Annotated in this window: 17 protein-coding genes, 1 tRNA gene and 1 pseudogene; 5 read left to right on the top strand and 14 right to left on the bottom strand. The window is 62.1% G+C overall.

The features are described 5' to 3' along the window. Positions 1 to 83 precede the first annotated feature (83 nt). The 7 genes and pseudogenes from X730_RS1000000165390 to X730_RS146455 all read right to left on the bottom strand — a co-directional run bounded on the left by X730_RS1000000165390 (position 84) and on the right by X730_RS146455 (position 6028). Positions 84 to 1637, bottom strand: coding sequence for a sulfotransferase family protein (locus X730_RS1000000165390; RefSeq protein WP_050588133.1), 1554 nt, complete (start codon positions 1635 to 1637; stop codon positions 84 to 86). Further along, positions 1634 to 2536: a dTDP-4-dehydrorhamnose reductase gene (gene rfbD, locus X730_RS146435; protein WP_023754843.1), complete on the bottom strand. Its 903-nt coding sequence runs from the start codon at positions 2534 to 2536 to the stop codon at positions 1634 to 1636. The genes X730_RS1000000165390 and rfbD overlap by 4 nt, the downstream gene beginning before the upstream one ends. Next, complete coding sequence (gene rfbB / locus X730_RS146440; protein ID WP_023754844.1) at positions 2533 to 3627, bottom strand: dTDP-glucose 4,6-dehydratase; 1095 nt, start codon at positions 3625 to 3627, stop codon at positions 2533 to 2535. The genes rfbD and rfbB overlap by 4 nt, the downstream gene beginning before the upstream one ends. Positions 3628 to 3652: 25 nt before the next feature. Continuing rightward, positions 3653 to 4186, bottom strand: coding sequence for a dTDP-4-dehydrorhamnose 3,5-epimerase (gene rfbC / locus X730_RS146445; protein WP_031197106.1), 534 nt, complete (start codon positions 4184 to 4186; stop codon positions 3653 to 3655). After that, positions 4167 to 4280, bottom strand: a pseudogene (locus tag X730_RS1000000166375) (dTDP-4-dehydrorhamnose 3,5-epimerase family protein); the annotation flags it as partial. The gene rfbC and the pseudogene X730_RS1000000166375, both read right to left, overlap by 20 nt. 1 nt (position 4281) lies before the next feature. Next, positions 4282 to 5163, bottom strand: coding sequence for a glucose-1-phosphate thymidylyltransferase RfbA (rfbA, locus tag X730_RS146450; RefSeq protein ID WP_023687178.1), 882 nt, complete (start codon positions 5161 to 5163; stop codon positions 4282 to 4284). A gap of 271 nt (positions 5164 to 5434) precedes the next feature. After that, the gene (locus X730_RS146455; RefSeq protein ID WP_023703207.1) at positions 5435 to 6028 is read right to left on the bottom strand and encodes a biotin transporter BioY; all 594 of its coding nucleotides are present in this window, start codon (positions 6026 to 6028) and stop codon (positions 5435 to 5437) included. A 117-nt stretch (positions 6029 to 6145) separates the two neighbouring features. On the opposite strand from X730_RS146455, the gene X730_RS146460 reads away from it, so the two are divergent. Continuing rightward, entirely contained in the window at positions 6146 to 7054 is a 909-nt protein-coding gene (locus tag X730_RS146460) for an MBL fold metallo-hydrolase (RefSeq protein WP_023754846.1), read from the top strand. 2 nt (positions 7055 to 7056) lie between these two features. Here the strand turns inward: X730_RS146460 and X730_RS146465 are convergent, their stop codons facing one another. Next, on the bottom strand, positions 7057 to 7839 hold the full coding sequence (locus X730_RS146465) for a DUF1499 domain-containing protein (RefSeq protein ID WP_023684603.1): 783 nt from the start codon (positions 7837 to 7839) through the stop codon (positions 7057 to 7059). A gap of 122 nt (positions 7840 to 7961) precedes the next feature. Beyond that, a complete protein-coding gene (locus tag X730_RS146470) occupies positions 7962 to 9590 on the bottom strand; it encodes a fatty-acid--CoA ligase (RefSeq protein WP_023826759.1) in 1629 nt (542 codons plus the stop codon). A gap of 297 nt (positions 9591 to 9887) precedes the next feature. Between X730_RS146470 and X730_RS146475 the strand changes: the two genes are divergently transcribed. Together X730_RS146475 and X730_RS146480 are read left to right on the top strand one after the other, a co-directional pair. Next, positions 9888 to 10247, top strand: coding sequence for a hypothetical protein (locus tag X730_RS146475; RefSeq protein WP_023670697.1), 360 nt, complete (start codon positions 9888 to 9890; stop codon positions 10245 to 10247). Positions 10248 to 10406: 159 nt separating this feature from the next. Further along, positions 10407 to 10796, top strand: coding sequence for a DUF427 domain-containing protein (locus tag X730_RS146480; RefSeq protein ID WP_023731365.1), 390 nt, complete (start codon positions 10407 to 10409; stop codon positions 10794 to 10796). A gap of 165 nt (positions 10797 to 10961) precedes the next feature. Here the strand turns inward: X730_RS146480 and X730_RS146485 are convergent, their stop codons facing one another. The 3 genes from X730_RS146485 to ppdK form a co-directional block, all read right to left on the bottom strand. Next, on the bottom strand, positions 10962 to 11732 hold the full coding sequence (locus tag X730_RS146485; RefSeq protein WP_050588131.1) for a polysaccharide deacetylase family protein: 771 nt from the start codon (positions 11730 to 11732) through the stop codon (positions 10962 to 10964). 89 nt (positions 11733 to 11821) lie between these two features. After that, the gene (locus X730_RS146490) at positions 11822 to 12922 is read right to left on the bottom strand and encodes a glycosyltransferase family 9 protein (RefSeq protein ID WP_023742710.1); all 1101 of its coding nucleotides are present in this window, start codon (positions 12920 to 12922) and stop codon (positions 11822 to 11824) included. A gap of 174 nt (positions 12923 to 13096) precedes the next feature. Beyond that, complete coding sequence (gene ppdK / locus X730_RS146495; protein WP_023826758.1) at positions 13097 to 15802, bottom strand: pyruvate, phosphate dikinase; 2706 nt, start codon at positions 15800 to 15802, stop codon at positions 13097 to 13099. A 215-nt stretch (positions 15803 to 16017) separates the two neighbouring features. Between ppdK and X730_RS146500 the strand changes: the two genes are divergently transcribed. Further along, positions 16018 to 16362 carry a VOC family protein gene (locus X730_RS146500; RefSeq protein ID WP_023687172.1) on the top strand — a complete coding sequence of 115 codons (345 nt, stop codon included), beginning with the start codon at positions 16018 to 16020 and terminating at the stop codon, positions 16360 to 16362. 110 nt (positions 16363 to 16472) lie between these two features. Beyond that, positions 16473 to 16547: transfer RNA gene (locus X730_RS146505), tRNA-Gln, on the top strand. 117 nt (positions 16548 to 16664) lie between these two features. On the opposite strand, the gene X730_RS146510 is transcribed toward X730_RS146505, so the two are convergent. Together X730_RS146510 and X730_RS146520 are read right to left on the bottom strand one after the other, a co-directional pair. Then, on the bottom strand, positions 16665 to 16973 hold the full coding sequence (locus X730_RS146510) for a hypothetical protein (protein WP_023670691.1): 309 nt from the start codon (positions 16971 to 16973) through the stop codon (positions 16665 to 16667). Between the two features lie 1230 nt (positions 16974 to 18203). Next, positions 18204 to 19607: chromosome segregation SMC family protein (locus X730_RS146520; RefSeq protein WP_023826757.1), on the bottom strand; the 1404-nt coding region annotated here is incomplete at its 5' end.

The following is a 19607-nucleotide window of genomic DNA, read 5'->3' as shown; positions in this document are numbered from 1 at the left end:
ATCCACAGTCATTCTCGCACCGAAATCGAAGCTATTCGGCTAAAATTCCGGTCACGGGCAACCCAGGCACTAACTATTTCGATTTAATTTTTAACCCGCATCCTAAAGAAATATCGAATCTTAGATGTTATTTTATATAAACTCCAAAAAAAGCTTTTGTGAACTCTCTCCAAACCGATAGAATTATCTGAAATACCTTGTTGCTTTTCTCCTAGTTCCTTTACCACTCTAAGCAAATATTCTTTAGTCTTTATTATCTCCTCTTCTTTTTCTGCGACTTTATCTCGACTTAGCGCAAGGGCGATTTCCAGCTGTTGCCGTTCATGCTCGACTACAGATTGAGCCGAAACACTTGCTGCTCGCTCTCTGAGATACTTCTCATTCGCGGCAATTAACACCTGAGCCTGTTCCTCTTTTGTAGAGAGCGCTTTTTCCAACGCCTTGGCAGCTTCGGTAGACTCAACCTCTAACCTCTTAGACTCAGATAAATTTTCTTGGAGCGTGACGAGCTCTTCCTGGACCTTAGCTCTTTCCGCAGCCCAACCTGACCTTTCATTACGAAACTCCTGCAATATAATCTCACAACTATCTATTATCCTTTTCAGTTCTTCGTCTTTTTTTTCCAATATCTCCCTAAGGCTTCTTTCTATAAACCTGAATTCGTCAGTTTTCCTTTTCAATTCTGGGAAAACGGCCTCACCGAAAAGAACGGTCTCCGCGTCGAATTCAACTCTGATACTATCGAGGACCGCCATCGCTTGGTTATCGGCTGGATCGGCTTCCAGCGCTCGAAGGGCTTTGTAGGCCTCTTTGACCCAAGGAAGGACCCGTTCGTCGGCAGAAAGCCGGTCATCGTTTATCGCGTGATGTCTGTGATCCGAGGACAGATAAGCATCAATCTCCGGCCCGGCGTCTTCGAACGGCCTTGACCAACCCGGTCGCACGGCGGTGACGACTTTCGTCAGCTCCGAGCGCCAATCGACCATCATGGCGTCATATGAGACGAAGACCCGCGACATACCCCGCGTTGCGCGCTCGGCTTCAAGTTGATGTCGTAGCCAAAGCAGCGAGCCTGTTGCGAAAGTCGAACCGTCGCGTTTGCCAAGAGACGCGATGACCTCCAGCGGATTGCGGTTTGCCAGCACGTAGTGCAGTTGAAAATTTTTCGCCTTTAGAACAGCGGCATAAAGCTGCGCAAAGCGGGAAATTCGTGGTTCCTTGAGAACGATCGCAGAAGCATTTTCGTACTCTTCGTCGACAATTCGGGAAATTTCCGCTTTGTAGAACCCGATGCGCGAAGCTCCCAGATCTCCTGGGTCGAAGCTGCGCCAGTCATCCCAGCGGCTGCCGGCCTCAGCCAGCATCTTCTCATTGAGATGATTGAGGCTCGTCGGCTCCCAATAGCCGCTGGCATTGCTGTCGTCCGGATCAATAACCTGGTGCGGAAGCGCCGCGCCCAAAAGGCTGATGACCCTGGTCAGCGCGCTCGTGCCCGAGCGGTGCATGCCCAGCACCATGATGCAGATACGCTTCGCTGGCTTGGCAGCCTTGGCGCGCTTCTTCGGCGCCGGTTGATCGATCCCCTTAGGGTCGGGCGTCGCGTCATGCAATTGCTCGGGTAACGGATGCTTGTTCATGCAGTCAATGCCTGTTTTGTCTTGCTCCCCGCCAGCCTGCGCACCACCTTTTCCGCCGACTCGTGCCACACCGGGGCCGTGCATTCAAACGCCGACGCGAACTTTTCGCTCGACAGCCGGGAACTGGCGGGCCGCTTTGCCCTAGTCGGATAGTCGCTGGTCGCGATGTCGCGCACCCGCGCGGTAGGCCCGCCGTGCCGCGCGCTTGTGTCGAGAACATGACGGGCAAAGCCGCTCCAGCTGGTCTCGCCGGTGCCGGCAAGATGATAAATGCCGTAGCCGTCAAAGTCGCCGCGCAACACCGCCGCCGCATGCAGGATCGCGTCGGCAATATCAAGTGCGGATGTCGGATTTCCCCATTGGTCGGCGACCACGGCGATCTCGTCGCGGTCGCCGGCCAGCCGCAGCATGGTTTTCACGAAATTCTTGCCGAACGGGCTGTAGACCCAGGCGGTGCGCAGGATCAGATGGCGCGGATTGACGGCGGCCACGGCCAGCTCGCCGGCAAGCTTGGAGGCGCCGTAGACGCCGAGCGGTGCGGTGGCGTCGGTCTCGACATAGGCGCCGTCCTTGGTGCCATCGAAGACGTAGTCGGTCGACAGATGGATTACGGGCACGCCGAGCTTCGCGGCCGCCTCGGCGACCTTGCCGGCGCCGACGGCGTTCACAGCGAAGGCAAGATCGGGCTCGTCCTCGGCCTGGTCGACCGCGGTGTAGGCGGCAGCCGACACCACGATATCCGGCCGCGCTGCCGCGAGTGCGTCGAATACCGTATCGGGCCGCGCCAGATCGAGCACTGGGCGGCCGAGGGTGACGACCTCGATGCCATCGCGCCTCTGCCCGGCCTCCAGCAGGCTGGCAGCGACCTGACCGTCGCGTCCGGTGACAACCAGCCTCACGCCGCGCCCTTCCTGCCTTCAACCTGGCCGCGCGACCGGACTTGCCCCAGCCGCTCGCCGGCGTAGCGCTGCTCGCGGATCGGTCCCCACCACCATTTGTTGTCGAGGAACCAGTCGACGGTCCTTGCAAGGCCGCTGTCGAAACTCTCCGCCGGCGCCCAACCGAGATCCCGGCCGATCTTGGAGGCATCGATTGCATAGCGGCGGTCGTGGCCGGGCCGATCGGTGACGAAGCTGATCAAATCGCGGTAGCTCCTGCCGCCGCTGCGCGGACGCCTGATGTCGAGCAGGCCGCAGATCGTCTCGACGACGCCAAGGTTGGTACGCTCGGAATTGCCGCCGACATTGTAACTTTCGCCCGGCTGGCCCTTGGTGGCGACCAGCTCCAGGGCGCGGGCATGATCCTCGACGAACAGCCAGTCGCGCACATTGGCGCCGGCGCCGTAGACCGGCAGCGCCTTTTCGTCGAGCGCGTTGAGGATGACCAGCGGGATCAGCTTTTCGGGAAAGTGATACGGACCGTAATTGTTCGAACAGTTGGAGAGCACGACCGGCAGGCCGTACGTCTCGTGCCAGGCCCGCACCAGATGGTCGGATGCGGCCTTGGAGGCGGAATAGGGCGAGGATGGCGCGTAAGGCGTCTCCTCCACGAACATGCCGCCATCGAAGGGCAGATCGCCGAACACCTCGTCGGTCGAGACATGGTGGAAGCGGAAGCGCGCCTTCCTGTCCTCGTCAAGGCCGCGCCAATATTCGAGCGCCGAATTCAGCACCCGGTAGGTGCCGACGATGTTGGTCTCGATGAAGGCGCCGGGTCCGTCGATCGAGCGGTCGACATGGCTTTCGGCGGCGAGGTTCATGACGACGTCGATCTCGTCGCGGTGGAGGATGTCGAGAACCGCCCGCTCGTCACAGATGTCGACCTGCGCAAATTTGTAGTTGTGTGCATTCTCGATGGTGCGCAGCGAGGCCAGATTGCCGGCATAGGTGAGCTTGTCGAGATTGGTCACATGGTAGGCCGGATTGGCGCACAAATGCCGGCACACGGCCGAGCCGATGAAGCCGGCACCGCCTGTCACCAGAAAATTCATGGCGCTCTCCTCACATCGTCGCGCGTCATGCGAACACCTCGGCCTCAGCAAGCGCCGACGCCTTGAGGTCCTTGGCCGAGAGCTCGAAGGCGCCGGCCGGCGACGGCCAATCGATGCCGATATCAGGATCGTCGAAACGGATCGATCGATCATGCGCCGGCGAATAGGTGTCGGTGACCTTATACAGAACCTCGGTGTCCGGCACGAGCGTGACGAAACCGTGCGCGAAACCCTTCGGCACCAGGATCTGGTTGCCTCTCTCGGCCGATATTTCGAGCGCGACCCATTTTCCGAAGGTTTTCGAGCTGCGGCGGATGTCGACCGCCACGTCGAGAATCTTGCCTCGGATCACACGCAGCAACTTGTCCTGCGCGCGTGGAGGCAGTTGATAGTGAAGCCCCCGCACGACACCTGCGGCAGCCGAATAGGAATGATTGTCCTGGACGAAACGCAGATCGATGCCGGTCTCGGCAAAGGCCTCGGCATTCCAGGTTTCGATGAAATAACCGCGCGCATCGCCGTGCCGCTTCGGCACNGGTCTCGGCAAAGGCCTCGGCATTCCAGGTTTCGATGAAATAACCGCGCGCATCGCCGTGCCGCTTCGGCACGATTTCCAGCACGCCGTCCAAACCGAGCTGCCTGACTTCCAGCACTCTATGTCTCCGTCAGCTCGGCGACACGCCGGCGCAGATAGGCGGCGTATTCGTTCTTGCCCAGGCGCGTGGCGCGCTCAAGCACCTTGTCGGCGGTCAGCCAGCCCTGCTCGAAAGCGATTTCTTCAGGACAGGCGACCTTGATCCCCTGGCGGTGCTCGATCGTGCGCACGAAGGAAGAGGCTTCATGCAGGCTGTCATGCGTGCCGGTGTCGAGCCAGGCATAGCCGCGGCCGAGCTGATGCACGTGCAATTTCCCGCGCTCGAGATAGACGTTGTTGACCGCCGTGATCTCGAGTTCGCCACGCGCCGAGGGCTTGATCGTCGACGCGATGTCGACGACCTCATTGTCGTAGAAATAGAGGCCGGTGACCGCCCAGTTGGACTTCGGCTCCCGCGGCTTCTCCTCGATCGTCAAAGCCGTGCCGCTGAGCTTGTCGAACGACACCACGCCGTAGCGCTGCGGGTCCTCGACATGGTAGGCGAACACCGACGCGCCGCTTTGGCGCTGCGCAGCAGTGCGGCAGAGCTGCGACAGGCCCTCGCCGAAATAGATGTTGTCGCCGAGAATCATCGACACATTATCCTTGCCGATGAAGTCGCGGCCGATGATGAAGGCCTCGGCAAGCCCGTTGGGCTGCGCCTGCTCGGCATAGGAGAATTCGACCCCAAATTCCGAACCGTCGCCCAGCAACTCCCGAAACACCGGCAAGTCGCGAGGTGTCGAAATGATCAAAATCTGGCGGATACCGGCGAGCATCAAGACGCTCAGCGGATAAAAAATCATCGGCTTGTCGTATATCGGCAGAATCTGCTTAGAGATCGCTAATGTAAGGGGATACAGACGCGTCCCGCTGCCTCCTGCAAGGATTATTCCCTTCAACAAGCTCTCCTTGAATTACCGGCCCCCGCCTCGAAATCAAGTTGCCCGTGCTTAGGTTTCGCGCAATGGCTTGTCAATTCAATCTCGGCCGTGGATCGGCGCCAGAATTGCTCTGGATCTGCCGCCTCGCGGCAATTTGACCGACCAGCACAGGCTGACGATGCAAATGGGCGTGGCGATTTGGCAACCGGCTTGCACCATCGGCTGGCGGACGCGTGACAACAAAAAGCCGGCGGGCCCTGGGCCCGCCGGCTCATTCATTTGTCCGGTTTCAGGGCTGCTTGGGCAGCAGCGACCATACCGCCGGCACCAGGCTGGCGGCGAGCGCAACCTTGATCAGGTCGCCGAGGACGAACGGCAAAACGCCGAACTGCCACGCCTTTTCCGCGCCGATGAGGGTGGCCAGCCAGGCAAAGCCCATGGCCATCATGACGATTTCGGCGACCAGCATGGCGTTGAACAACTTGATCGGGTGGCGGTCCCAGCCGCGGTCGGCGGCCCAGCCGACAATGGCCGCCATGACGACGAAGCCGGCGAGATAACCGCCGGTGCCGCCGATCATGTAGGCGATGCCGATGCCCTTTTCAGGCGTGCTTTGGAAGACCGGGAAGCCCATGGCGCCTTCGGCCATGTAGAGAAGCAGGGTAGCGACGCCAAGCCGCAGGCCAAATGCAGTGGCGATCAGCAGGACGGCCAGCGTCTGCAGCGAGATGTCGACCGGCCCGAGCACGACTTTCGTCTTGGCCGACAGGGTCAAAAGCAGCGTTCCGGCGATCGCCAGCAAAAGCTGGGTTGCCAGGCGCTGCGCGCCCTCCTGGGGCAAAGCGAGAGAAACAAGCGGGCGCATCGTCGTTGCAAGTGCCATGGTCTTCCCCAATCCGGATTGCCGCAGATCGCGGCCTTGCGTTTTTCTATATTGGCTTCCGTGTTATGCGGCAATCAGTTTTGCCGTCTTCCTGAACAGAGATTCAACGACACCGCCATGGCGCTCAAATTCGACACCAGCTTCGATCCGGCCTATGGCGAGGGCGTCACCGTTGCGCCGGACGTCTTGCGCGTCACCGCCAAAAACCCCAGCCCGTTCACCTTTCACGGCACCAACAGCTACATCGTCGGGCGCGATACGCTGGCGGTGATCGACCCGGGTCCGGATGATGAAGCGCATTTCCAGACGTTGCTGAAGGTGATCGCAAACCGGCCGGTCAGCCATATCTTCGTCAGTCACACGCATCGCGACCATTCTCCCCTGGCCGCCCGGCTGAAAGCGCGCACCGGTGCCGCCGTGCTGGCCGAAGGCCCGCACCGCCCGGCAAGGCCGCTGCGGATCGCCGAGATCAATCCGCTCGACGCCAGCGCCGACACCGGTTTCGTGCCGGATGTCACTTTGCCCGACGATACGCTGGTCGAGGGCGATGGCTGGACGATCCGGACGGTGCTGACGCCGGGCCACACCGCCAATCACGCGGCATTTGCGCTCGAAGGCACCGGCATCCTGTTTTCGGCCGACCATGTGATGGCGTGGGCGACGTCGATCGTGGCGCCGCCGGACGGCGCGATGGCCGACTACATGGCCTCGCTGGATAAATTGATCGCGCGCGGCGACCGCCTGCTGCTGCCCGGCCATGGCGGCCCCGTGAATGCGCCGCGCAGCTTCATGCGCGGGCTGAAGACTCACCGCAAGATGCGCGAACGGGCGATCCTCGAACGGATCCGGGGCGGCGACCGGACAATCCCGGACATGGTCAAGGCGATCTACAGGGACACCGACCCGCGCCTGCATGGCGCCGCCGGCCTGTCGGTGCTTGCCCATCTCGAGGACCTGGTGGCGCGCGGCCTGGTTGCTACCCAGGGTGACCCGGCCATCGACGGCGTTTTTGTGCCGGTGGGGTAGAACTACTCAGCCGGCGCCGCACCCACCTGGCCCGCAACTTCCTGATCAAGTTCGGCGAGGAACCCGACGATACGGGCGGCATTGTCGCCGAGGTCGTAGCGGCCGTAGCGGGAGGCCGAGCGCATGTCGACGACGATGGTGTCGCCATCATTGCTGACCCGGATGGCGACGTCGGCGGGCAGGCCGACGACGAAGCTCCGGGCCACGGCCGATATCGTCACCTCGTCTTGACCGTCGGTCACTGGGTATGGCGCGGTAAGTTGCCAATCGCGGCGGTCGAGCACGGTTTCAACGGCGTCGACGACGGTTTCGAAAGGCAGATTGTAGCTATGCCCGGTGACCAGCGGATAGGCGTCGGCCTGCAGGCGCGCTTCGCCCGGCGTTGGCAGCGCGAGCACGTTCATGTCCTTGGTGCGGTCGCTGGTGTCGAGCACTGGCGGATTGTCGAGGTCCGTCGTGATGTCCCTCAGGGGCGGCGTGGTCGCCGCCAAATAGGTGGCAAAGCCGTAGGGCGTCAGCACCAGCAGCGCCAGCAGGGCGCCGACCGAGAGGTCACGGCCGCCACGGTCACCGAAATGCCACAGCCTGGACAGAGCGAGACCGGCAAACAGCAAAGCGAATGCGGCAAGCAGGGCGACGATCGCCAGCACCCACAGGAAGGCCGGCGTTTCCACCAGTTCGAAATGATGGCCGGCCAGCACGGTGAGCAGCAGGACCAGGGCAAAAGCGCCCGTGCGCCGCGACCAGCCGGCCGCCTTCGATGTCTGCCGCTCGTCAATTTCCATTGTCTTCAGCACCGCCCCAACCCGCACAGACGCTTAGAGCAAAGGATGCTCAAATTGAACATCCCCTGCCCTAACGTTTTTGCGGCCGGTAGCTTGAAGGTCAAGGAAACGCACGGTCCCGGTCAATCCGTCGGCAGGCGGTAGTCGCTGAACTGCTTGCGCAAGGTGATCTTCTGGATCTTGCCGGTGGCGGTGTGCGGGATTTCGCTGATGAAAGCGACGTCGTCGGGTATCCACCATTTCGGCACCTTGCCGTCCATGAACGCCAGTATATCGGCCTTGCTCGGCTCCTTGCCGGGCTTGGCGACCACGACCAGCAAGGGCCGCTCGCCCCATTTCGAATGATGGACGCCGATCGCCGCGGCCTCGGCGACATCGGGATGGCCGACGGCGAGGTTCTCCAGGTCGATGGTCGATATCCACTCGCCGCCCGACTTGATGACGTCCTTGGCGCGATCGGTGATCTGCATGTAGCCGCCGGAATCGATATGGGCGACATCGCCAGTGTCGAACCAGCCGTCCTTGTCGAACTGCTCGGCTCCGACGCCGCCATAATAGGCGCTGGCGACGGCTGGACCGCGCACCTTCAGCCGGCCGAAGGTCTTGCCGTCCCAAGGCAGTTCCTTGTCGTCGTCATCCGTCACCTTCATCTCGACCCCGAAGGGCGGGTAGCCCTGCTTGCCCTGGATATCGAGCCGGTCCTCGCCCTCGAGCGCTTGATACTGCGGCTTCATGGTGCACAGCGTGCCGAGCGGTGACATTTCGGTCATGCCCCAGGCATGGATGACTTCGACACCGTAATTGTCCTGGAATTTCCTGATGATGGCGCGCGGGCAGGACGAGCCGCCGATGACGACTTTGCTGAGATAGGGAAGCTTCTTGCCGGTGTCTTCCAGATGCTGCAGCAGCATCATCCAGACGGTCGGCACGGCGGCGCTGAAGGTCACCTTCTCGGTGTCGAGCAGCTCGTAGATCGAGGCGCCGTCCATCTTGCAACCGGGCATGACCAGCTTGGCGCCGATCATCGGCGCGCTCTGGCCAAGGCCCCAGGCATTGGCATGAAACATCGGCACGACGGGGAGGATCGTGTCCCGCGCGGAGAGGCCCATGGCGTCGGGCATGGCAGCAATCATGGCATGCAGCACATTCGAGCGGTGGCTGTAGAGCACGCCTTTGGGATCGCCCGTCGTGCCGGAGGTGTAGCACATGCCGGCTGCGGTGTTTTCGCCGAAAACCTTCCAGGCGAAGTCGCCATCGGCCTCGTTCAACCAGTCCTCATAGGCAACCACATTCGGCAGCGTCGTTTCAGGCAGATGCGCCTTGTCGGTCAGGACGATCACCTTTTTCAGCGATTTGACCGCGCCGGCGATCTTTTCCAGCAGCGGCATGAAGGTCAGGTCGACGAAGATCCCTCTATCCTGCGCATTGTTCATGATCCAGACGATCTGCTCGGGGAACAAACGCGGGTTGAGCGTATGGTAGATGGCGCCGATGCCCATGATGCCGTACCAGGCCTCTATGTGGCGCGCCGTGTTCCAGGCCAGGGTCGCGATGCGGTCGCCGAGCACAAAGCCATCGCGCTCCAACCGTTGAGCGACCTTGAGCGCGCGGCGATTAACTTCAGCATAGGTGGTGCGAACGACAGGACCTTCGATCGAGCGCGAGACGATCTCGCGCGTCCCGTGCTGCCGCTCGGCATTGTCGATCAGCTTGTGGCAGAGCAGCGGCCATTCCTGCATCAGTCCGAGCATCTGGTTCCTCCCATTGCTTCCTCGTTTTTCCCGTCTTTTGTTCCATTGTGGGACGAACGGACGGATTGTCCAGCCATGACGTCTCCAACCGTTAACGGCTGAAGCAAGCAGTGATCGAAAGGCGGGGAAAACCGCCACAATCCGGCCATCGTCGACGTTAAGGTTCGTTAACGGGGTAGGGGTGCGGATTGGCGACTGAAAGAGGTTCGCATGGACACGCAGCTCGACGGCAAGCAGATCGACGACAGGCAGATCGACGACAGGCAGCTGGATGACAGCGGGGCCGAAGACGTGCAGTTGGACGATATTCAACTCGACGACAAAGAGCTTGAAGACACGCTTGCCGCAAGTCTGGCCGATCTCGTGCCGGAGGCCAAAAAGGTCTCCGAAGACGAATTTGTCGAGGTGGTCGGCGGCGCCCTTGAAGCGGTCGGCGGCACGCTGCTGTTCAAAATGTGCGTCCAGAACGAAGGCGAAGGCCAGCATGTCGCCGCCGCATCGATCGGCGATGGCGGCAATCGCCAGTTCCTGCTGCTCACCTTGCCGACAGGCGGCGGCCCACTGAAGGTCGAGACGACGTCAAGAAGCACCAACCCGGTAGCCGGTATTGCCGCGGCCTATGCCGGCCTCATGGACGTGTTCAAGACCGCAGCCTGAGCATTCCACGCGGGATCGTTTTTAGTGATCGGAAGGCCAGCTCTGGGCTACTGGCGAAGGCTTGCGCAACGGGTTCTCCAGACACATTTTAGAGACATGGGAAGCATCCCGCACGCTCTCAATCGGACTGTGCTCCCAATCGAACAAGGAGAACCCCGCATGGACCAGATCGCCAACCCCGCCCCCGGCTTTCAGAGCAATCCCGGCAAGGTCATCACCGTCGAACCCTATCGCGGTACCGTGGTAGTGCGTGCCGGCGATACGGTGATCGCCTCATCGACGCGGGCGAAGCTTCTGTCCGAACCGCCCTACCGCCAGGCATTCTACATCCCCTTCGAAGACATCGACTTCACCCAGCTCGGCAAAACCACCCTGTCGACCCACTGCCCCTACAAGGGCGACGCCAGCTACTGGAGCGTGCTGCCGGCCGGCGAGACCGGCAAGGACGCAATGTGGGGCTATGAGCAGCCGTTCGACGAAATGGCTGAGATTCGCGACCACGGCGCCTTCTATCCCGACAGGGTGACGATCGAAGCAGCACCGGCCTGAGCAAGCGACTCAAGCCGCCGTTGCTCGCTTCGTCATCCCAGGGTCTTCGCGACGGAGCTTCGCTCCCGTTTCATCCTGGGATGACGAAGCTCAGAGGCCTCGGCTAATCTCAAACGTCGGCGACGTCAGTCCAAAGGCGGTGAAACTGCCTGCCGCCGCCTGATCCTAATCAGTCGTCCCGTCGTTGCCGACACCGTCGGCGTCATCCAGCCGCACGAACGTCAGCCCCTTGGCCTTCAGCGCGAGCAGACCTTGCACGACGCCCTCGCCGGCGGCGTGGGTCGGCTGGTTGATGTGGGCGATGATGACATCGCCATCCTTGGCGGCGGCGATGCGCCGGGCAGTTTCTGTTGCGCCGAGCAACGAGCCGCCATCGCCGTTGATCGAAAAGCCGGCGACCTTGAAGCCAAGCTTGCGGATCATGGCGATAGCCGACGGGCTGTATTCGGCGGTCGCGCCGCGAAACCATTTCGGCGCCGGCTCGCCGGTGCCAGCGAGAGCGGCAGCGCCCGATTCGACTTCGGCCTGCACCGCTTCCGGGCTGCCGGCGCTGCGGATGCCATAGATCTTGCGCGGCGTGTCGACGGCCGGGATGTGATGGCCGCCATGGTTTTCCAGTTCGAACAGGTCCGGATGCGCGCGCATGATCTCGACGGCGGCGGCGTTGCGCTTCAGCCAGATACCGGTGACGAAGATCGTCGCCGGAATCCGGTTCTCCACCAGCGCCGACAGGATCCTCGTATCGGTCTGGCCGCCGCAGGCGTCGAGCGTAAGCGCGACGCGGCCGACACTGCTACCGTCCTCAGCCTTCAGATGCAGCGCCGGCTCGACAAGCGGCGCGGCCTGGGCCGAGGACACGGCCACGATAGATAGCGCCAAGGCGCAAAACAGCTTTTGCAAGGGATGCCTGTCTTGTCTGAGAATCGGCGCTGTCATAGCCGCATCCCAGGACCCGCAACAAGGCGGAAATCGGGATAGTGGCCGTGAGAAAGCTGATATCCCGACAATGTGACCGCCGCGCACCGTCAGACGGCGTGTTCCAGTTCCACATGCGTGCGTGACAGGACTTCGCGCACGGCCGCGACGACCGGTTCGACCTCGAGGCGCCAGACACAGCAGGCCTTGCTGGGATCGAGCGGATTGCACAGGCTGCCCGCCACGCAATTGCACGGCATGGATGGCTGCAAGGCGAGACTGGGCACGCCGACCGGTCCCCAGACGGTCGGGCTGGTCAGGCCGAACAGGCCGACAACCGGCGTTCCGGCCGCTGCTGCCATGTGCATGGGGCCGCTCTCATTGCCGACAAACAGCCGCGCCTGCTGCAACACCGCCAGCAGCGTTTCCAGCGACAGCGCGCCGACGAGGTTGATGATCGACGCGGCACTGGCGAGGATCTGCTCGGCCGGCTTGCGCTCGTCAGGGCCGCCGACGAGTACGAAATCCAGTCCGGTTTCGCGCGAAATCGTGTCGATCACGGCGGCAAAGCGTTCATGCTGCCAGCGCCGGCCGTGAAAACTTGCGCCGGCATGCACCGCGATAAAGCCGTTTGGCCGCAAATGGTGTTTGTCCAGCAATGCCTGGGCCCTCGCCGTCTCCATCGGCAATGGCCGAATCGACGGCACCCGCACGCGCAGGCCGACGCCGAGCGGCTCGAGCGGCGAAAGGTAGCGGTAGAGATAGTGACGTTCGCCAAAACCGAACGGCTCGGCAAAGACATTGGCGGGCTGGCGCTCATGCCAGCGCAGCGGCCTTTCCGGAGGATTGTAGCCGATGCGGGTGCTGGCGTTGAGGAACCTGACGATGAGCCGCGATGTCTTTGAATCGGTGAGGTCGATGGTCAGGTCGAAACGGAATTGGCGCAGCTGGCTGATCATCGAATAGAGTTCGCGTCCACGCTCCAGCGGGGTGCCGCGCATGGCGGCGCGGCGGAAGGTCACGACTTCCGAGGCGATGCCGTGGGCGGTCACGAAACTGGCGAGGCTCGCCTCGCAGAGGAAGACGATCCTGACACCGGGATATTCGAGCTGCAGGTTCTTGGCGAGCGTGGAGGACAGAACAACATCGCCGATGAACTTGGTCTGGATAATCAGGATCGAGCGGAAGGGTCTGGGCGAAATCTGTAACATCTTTTTCTCGGCACCGGGCGGGTTGGGGGGCCGTGAAATTGGGCAGAAACGATGTCGGGATTGCGTGTTGGGGCGCGCACATCAGCGTGAATTTGCTTACAAAATCGTAAGCTTAGCGCTAAACGGCCACCCAGGGGTGGCCGTTTCATCGATACCGAAAGGACTGTGTCGAAATCAGGATGCCGCGGCGCTCTTTTTGGGGCGCGGCACTGCTGTTTTGGCAATCTGCACCGCGGCTTGGGCTGCGGCCAATCTTGCGATCGGCACCCGGTAGGGAGAGCACGATACATAGTCGAGGCCGACCTCTTCGCAGAAGCGGATCGAGGCCGGATCGCCGCCATGTTCGCCGCATATGCCGAGCTTGATGTCGGGCCGCGTCGCCCTGCCTTTTTGCGCAGCCATGCGCACCAGTTCGCCGACACCCTCGATGTCGAGCGAGACGAACGGGTCCTGCTCGATGATTCCTTTCTGCCGATAGGTCTCGAGGAAGGACGCCGCATCGTCGCGCGAGATGCCGAAGGTGGTCTGGGTGAGATCGTTGGTGCCGAAGGAGAAGAACTCGGCCGTAGCGGCGATGACGTGGGCGCGGATCGCCGCGCGCGGAAGCTCGATCATCGTGCCGGTGAGATAGTCGATCTTGACGCCGGTCTCGTCCATGACAGCCTTGGCGACCGCATCGATGCGCGCCTTGACGTAGTCGAGCTCCTTCACCAGGCCGACCAGCGGCACCATGATCTCGGGAACGACCAGCGCGCCGGCTTTCTTGCCGGCCTCGACGGCTGCCTCGAAAATGGCGCGCGCCTGCATCTCGGCAATCTCGGGATAGGAGACGGCGAGACGGCAGCCGCGATGGCCGAGCATCGGGTTGAACTCGTGCAGGGCTTCTGTGCGCTGCCTGAGCTTGTCGAGCGAGACGTTCATGGCGGCGGCGACCTCCGCCACCTCCGCTTCCGTCTTGGGCAGGAATTCGTGCAGCGGCGGATCGAGCAGCCGGATCGTCACCGGCAGGCCGGCCATGATCTCGAACAGTTCGAGGAAATCCGAGCGCTGCATCGGCAACAGCTTGGCAAGCGCGGTGCGGCGGTCCTTCTCGGTATCGGCCAGGATCATCTCGCGCATAGCGACGATACGCTCGCCGTCGAAGAACATGTGCTCGGTGCGGCAGAGGCCGATGCCTTCGGCGCCGAAGGAGCGCGCCATGCGCGCATCGAGCGGCGTCTCGGCATTGGTGCGCACCTTCATGCGGCGCACCGCATCGGCCCATTCCATGATGGCGGCGAAATCGCCCGACAGTTCCGGCTGCAGCATCGACACGGCGCCCTTCAGCACCTGGCCGTTGCTGCCATCGATGGTGATGATGTCGCCCTTGCGGAAGGTCTGGCCCATCGACATCAGCGTGCCGGCCTTGTAGTCGACACGCAGCGAGCCGGCGCCCGAAACGCAAGGCTTGCCCATGCCGCGCGCGACCACGGCGGCGTGGCTGGTCATGCCGCCGCGCGTGGTCAGGATGCCTTCCGAAGCATGCATGCCGTGAATGTCTTCGGGGCTGGTTTCGATGCGCACCAGGATTGCCTTGCGACCTTGCGTCTTCAGATCCTCGGCATCGCCCGAGGAGAAAACAATCTCGCCGGTCGCCGCGCCCGGAGAAGCCGGCAGGCCGACGCCGATGACATCGCGCGCGGCCTTGGGGTCGATGGTCGGATGCAACAGCTGATCGAGCGAGGCCGGATCGATGCGGGCGACCGCCTCCTCCGTCGTGATCAGCTTGTCGCGCGCCATTTCGACGGCGATCTTCAGCGCCGCCTTGGCGGTGCGTTTGCCGGAACGCGTCTGCAGCATCCACAATTTGCCGCGCTCGATGGTGAATTCGAGGTCCTGCATATCGCGGTAGTGCTGTTCCAGGCGGTCGGAGATGTCGACGAAGGAGCGAAACGCGTCCGGCATCAGTTTCTGCAGCGACGGCTTGTCGGAGCCAGCGGCGATGCGCGCCGCCTCGGTGATGTTCTGCGGCGTGCGGATGCCGGCCACGACATCCTCGCCCTGCGCGTTCACCAGGAACTCGCCGTAGAGCATCTTTTCGCCGGTCGAGGGGTTGCGCGTGAAGGCGACGCCGGTGGCTGACGTCTCGCCCATATTGCCGAACACCATGGCCTGGACATTGACCGCCGTGCCCCAGCTTTCCGGGATGTCGTGCAGGCGCCGGTAGGTGATGGCGCGGTTGTTCATCCAGCTGGAAAACACCGCGCCGATCGCCCCCCACAGCTGCTCGTGCGGGTCCTGTGGAAACGGCCTGTCGAGCTCCTCCTCGACCTTGGCCTTGTAAAGGGCAATGACGCTCTGCCATTCCTGCGCTGTCAGTTCGGTGTCGAGCTCGTGGCCGAGGCTGGCCTTCTGGTCCTCGAGGATTTCCTCGAACACTTCGTGGTCGAGACCCATGACGACATCGGAATACATCTGGATGAAGCGGCGGTAGCTGTCATAGGCAAAGCGGGCATCGCCGGAATCGGCTGCCAACGCCTCGACCGTCTCGTCATTGAGGCCGAGATTGAGCACGGTGTCCATCATGCCCGGCATCGAGGCCCTGGCCCCGGAGCGGACCGAGACCAGAAGCAGCTTCGACGGATCGCCGAAACGGCGCCCCGTCAGCTGCCCGATATGGTCCAGCGCCTTGACGACATCGGCCTGCAACGCGGCCGGATAGCTGTTGCTATTGGCGTAATAGGCGTTGCAGACTTCGGTGGTGAGGGTGAAGCCCGGCGGCACGGGCAGGCCAAGACTGCACATCTCGGCCAGATTGGCGCCTTTGCCGCCGAGAAGGTTGCGGTCGCCCGCACGTCCCTCCGCGGCGCCATCGCCGAAGGTGTAGACCCATTTGGTCATGCTCGCCCTCCAAGTCCTCGGAAGATAGAACACCGGGGCCAAGACCCGGTTCCCCCGCGTTCCGACCCGAGCGTTATTATGCTGCAGTGCGAAAGGCAAGGTGTGGCAGCGAAGCCTGGCGACTACAATCGATTAAGCAAAAGCTGCGTCGAAAAGACTTGCCGGATCGCTGCCCAGGATATAGAACATATAGGGAACAAGTTGGGAGCAGCGTGATGAAACTCAACGGAAAACTCGACTATCTCGAACTGCCCGCGACCGGCGCGACGCTGGACAGCGTCAAGGCTTTCTACAGCGCCGCCTTCTCGTGGTCGTTCACCGATTACGGGCCGACCTATTCAGCCTTCGGCGAAGGGCTCGATGGCGGCTTCCAGGCCGATGCAGGCGAGGCTCCGGCGAAACCATTGCCGGTGCTCTATTCGCAGGATCTGGAAGCAACCCTCGACGTTGTCGAAAGCGCCGGCGGCACGATCGTCAAGCCGATATTCTCGTTCCCGGGCGGCAGGCGGTTCCATTTCACCGATCCCGCCGGCAACGAGTTGGCGGTCTGGGGCGAATAGCGCTTCCCCGCGCGAAGCGGTGGATCAGTTTTGCATAGTGGCCAACTCGGCATTGAGCTTTCGTGCCGCTCGTCTTATAAGGCCGCGCGCAACGGGCAAAGCTCGCTTGCTGGGGCGTCGCCAAGTGGTAAGGCATCGGTTTTTGGTACCGACATTCCCAGGTTCGAATCCTGGCGCCCCAGCCAAATCACATGCCTTTGGAATCAATGATTTACCGACCTTATCGATGGCTCCCGTCAGGAGCTATCTGACTCCCACGCGACCCCGACTCCGTTGACAGAGCCGGGGCCGTGCGGAGAGGATCAGTAATCGTTGTCGTCCTGGATGACGACGGGATGATGCCGATGATGTCGATAATAGCGATGATGGCTGCGCTCGATCGAGCCGGTCACGATGACCGTATCCCGGCGATGATGTCTGCGGCCGTGGTCGTAGAAGGCAACCGTGCCGTGTCTGCGGTGATGAAGGCGTTGACCCTGGTCATTGATGACCTTTACGCTCCTGTGATGATGTCGATGGTGGGTCGTGATGACCACGTCAGCTTCGGCTGCCGGAGCTATCGTCGGCATGGCAATGAACAGCGCCAAGGCGCTCACGATCATTGTTTTCATTGTAATATCTCCACCTGCTAATTATCCCTTCGCGGGGATAACCGCGTCCCATCCCTTTGGTTCCGAGTAGCGTCGTCGGTCCACGGGCGCGATCAGTGACGGCTGCTCCCGTGCAACACGGCGTATCGAAAGAAGAAGTTGCGACAGCAGCTCCTGTTGGCAACTTCTGGTAAAGGCGCTCTTTCAAGCCGACCACCAGGGTTACGCCACTCGACAAAGGAGCGCTGCACAGGACCCTTCTATGTCGTCGCGTTCGATCTCCTGATCTGTGACGGGAAACACCCGTCTTGCGAGGAAGACCGTCGGCACAATTTGTGAGATTTACGAGACCAATCAGGCCATCTTAGATCGCCTAAGTCGGGCCGTCTCAGATCCCGTAAGAAAGTGCAAGGTAAACCACCGGCGCCAAGATCAGCAGAACCGCGATTCCGATAACCACTGCGATTGCCAGGCGCTCTGTTCGCCTGACAAGCTCAGCGACCTTGTCGTCGTCAGCCGATGGTATGAGGTCAAGAACGGAAGAAACCTCCGCAGGACTGTCGTTGTCGTTTGCGGGTCGGGTTGCGCCGTCACGCACAGATCTCTGGACAAAGGTCACTGTTAGCCTCGCTATTGAAACGCACGCCGTTGGCGGTGTCACGACAATCGGGTGCCCGCTAACCTCTCAGGAATGGCGGGCACCCGATTGACCACCGATGAAGGGACTCATGCTCGGCAGCCCGGTTCCAATGTATCGGGAGGGCATAGGTTGCCCGCCTTCAGGCCTATGGCTCCGACGTCAGGACTTCAGTCATACCCTGTTCGGACCTTGGTCTGGCAATCGACGAAGCGATGGCCGCCATTTTGTTTCGACGCAGAAAATGCGGGAACATTAGTAGGCTCTTACGAGTTCACTCCCAGCAACTAGTTCGGGAGAGATACGGTGAACAACATAATCTGGCTCATCGGAGCAGTCGTTATCGTGATTGCGATACTGAGCTTCCTGGGCTTCCGATAAACGTGGCAGCTGAATTGCTGTCGGAGCCTATTGCCATCTGCGCCTTGTAGGCATCGCTTTCGCGTTGGCCGGCGCTTTGCATGTGGGCTTTGGCGTTCGCTCTCAGGTGGCGCTTAAATTCCTTCTCTTCGAACCTTACAGAATGCGCGTCGCAAGCAGGTCGCAAGGGCGACGGTCCTGTTGCAACAGTCGGATCGACGCCATCGCCGACGAAATCAACAAAGCATGCTGCGTCAGCTCGCCTCGCGCATCGCCTCGGCGGCCTGCAGATCGACCGAGACCAGTTGGCTGACGCCCTGCTCGGCCATGGTCACGCCGAACAGGCGGTTCATGCGCGCCATCGTGATCGGGTTGTGGGTGATGATGACGAAGCGCGTCTCGGTGGTCGCGGCCATTTCGTCCATAAGGTTGCAGAAGCGTTCGACATTGTGATCGTCGAGCGGCGCGTCGACTTCGTCGAGCACGCAGATCGGCGCCGGATTGGTCAGGAACACGGCAAAGATCAGCGACATCGCCGTCAGTGCCTGCTCGCCGCCGGACAGCAGCGTCATGGTCTGCGGCTTCTTGCCGGGCGGACGTGCCAGGATTTCGAGCCCGGCTTCGAGCGGGTCGTCGGATTCGATCAGCTGCAGTTCGGCCGTGCCGCCACCGAACAGATGCGAGAACAGCCGCTGGAAATGGCCGTTGACCACCTCGAAAGCGGCAAGCAGCCGTTCGCGGCCTTCGCGGTTCAGGCTCTGGATCGCTTGCCTGAGCTTGCGGATCGCCTCGATGATGTCCTCGCGCTCGGAGACGATGGTCTCCAGCCGGTCCGACAATTCCTTCTGCTCTTCCTCGGCGCGCAGATTGACGGCGCCGAGCCGCTCGCGCTCAACCTTCAGCCGGTCGAGCTGGCGCTCGATCTCGGCCATTTCCGGCATCGGGCTGTCGGCTTCCAGGCCAGTATGGCGAATGACCAGATGCGGCGGCGTGTTCAGCGTTTCCTGGATGCGCGCCTCGACCTCGAGCCGGCGCTCATCGGCGGCGGTCAATCGCTCTTCGGCGCGGACGCGGGTTTCGCGGGAATCGGCCAGCGACTGGATGGCCGCGGTGGCGGCCTTGTCCAGCTCGGCCTGCTTGTTCTCGGCCTCCTGCAAACGGTCGGCGGCCGCCTTGCGCAAGGTCTCGGCCTCGGTCAGCTGCGACAGCAGCGCGCGCCGCCTGGCGTCGATCTCGTCGGGGGCGTCGGCCAGCGTTTCGCGCTCGGCCTCGGCCTCGGCCCTGCGCTCGCCCAGCGAGGCAATCTGCGTCGAGGCGTTTTCGGCCCGCTGCAACCAGTTGCTGCGCTCGGCGCCGATGGCGTCGAGCCGGCGCGTGCGCGCCTCGGCTTCGCGGCGCAGGCCTTCATGGACGGCGCGCGCGTCGGCCAAGGTTGCGCGATCGCGGCTGACATTGGCGGCGGATTGTTCAAGCTGCAATTGCAGGTCGCCGAGATCGGGGGCGTCCTGCAGCAGCATTTCGGCCTCGGCGAAGGCGGCGGCCGTTTCTTCATGGCTGTCGACGATTCGCGCGCGCGCCTCGTCCAGGGCGGCGCGGCGGCTTGCCAGCTCGCCACCGGCCTTTTCGGCCTCGGCCAGCGCGCTGCGGGCGGCGTCCAG

It is taken from the genome of Mesorhizobium sp. L103C131B0 (assembly GCF_000502275.1).
In the GTDB taxonomy this organism is placed as follows: Bacteria; Pseudomonadota; Alphaproteobacteria; order Rhizobiales; family Rhizobiaceae; genus Mesorhizobium.
This window is presented reverse-complemented; position numbering and strand designations above follow the sequence as displayed.

Excerpts from the sequence above, each read along its gene's own strand:
- X730_RS1000000165390 (WP_050588133.1), bottom strand. The coding sequence starts at position 1,637 with ATGAACAAGCATCCGTTACCCGAGCAATTGCATGACGCGACGCCCGAC.
- rfbB (WP_023754844.1), bottom strand. The coding sequence starts at position 3,627 with ATGAATTTTCTGGTGACAGGCGGTGCCGGCTTCATCGGCTCGGCCGTG.
- X730_RS146455 (WP_023703207.1), bottom strand. The coding sequence starts at position 6,028 with ATGGCACTTGCAACGACGATGCGCCCGCTTGTTTCTCTCGCTTTGCCC.
- X730_RS146460 (WP_023754846.1), top strand. The coding sequence starts at position 6,146 with ATGGCGCTCAAATTCGACACCAGCTTCGATCCGGCCTATGGCGAGGGC.
- X730_RS146465 (WP_023684603.1), bottom strand. The coding sequence starts at position 7,839 with ATGGAAATTGACGAGCGGCAGACATCGAAGGCGGCCGGCTGGTCGCGG.
- X730_RS146470 (WP_023826759.1), bottom strand. The coding sequence starts at position 9,590 with ATGCTCGGACTGATGCAGGAATGGCCGCTGCTCTGCCACAAGCTGATC.
- X730_RS146480 (WP_023731365.1), top strand. The coding sequence starts at position 10,407 with ATGGACCAGATCGCCAACCCCGCCCCCGGCTTTCAGAGCAATCCCGGC.
- X730_RS146485 (WP_050588131.1), bottom strand. The coding sequence starts at position 11,732 with ATGACAGCGCCGATTCTCAGACAAGACAGGCATCCCTTGCAAAAGCTG.
- X730_RS146490 (WP_023742710.1), bottom strand. The coding sequence starts at position 12,922 with ATGTTACAGATTTCGCCCAGACCCTTCCGCTCGATCCTGATTATCCAG.
- ppdK (WP_023826758.1), bottom strand. The coding sequence starts at position 15,802 with ATGACCAAATGGGTCTACACCTTCGGCGATGGCGCCGCGGAGGGACGT.
- X730_RS146500 (WP_023687172.1), top strand. The coding sequence starts at position 16,018 with ATGAAACTCAACGGAAAACTCGACTATCTCGAACTGCCCGCGACCGGC.
- X730_RS146510 (WP_023670691.1), bottom strand. The coding sequence starts at position 16,973 with ATGAAAACAATGATCGTGAGCGCCTTGGCGCTGTTCATTGCCATGCCG.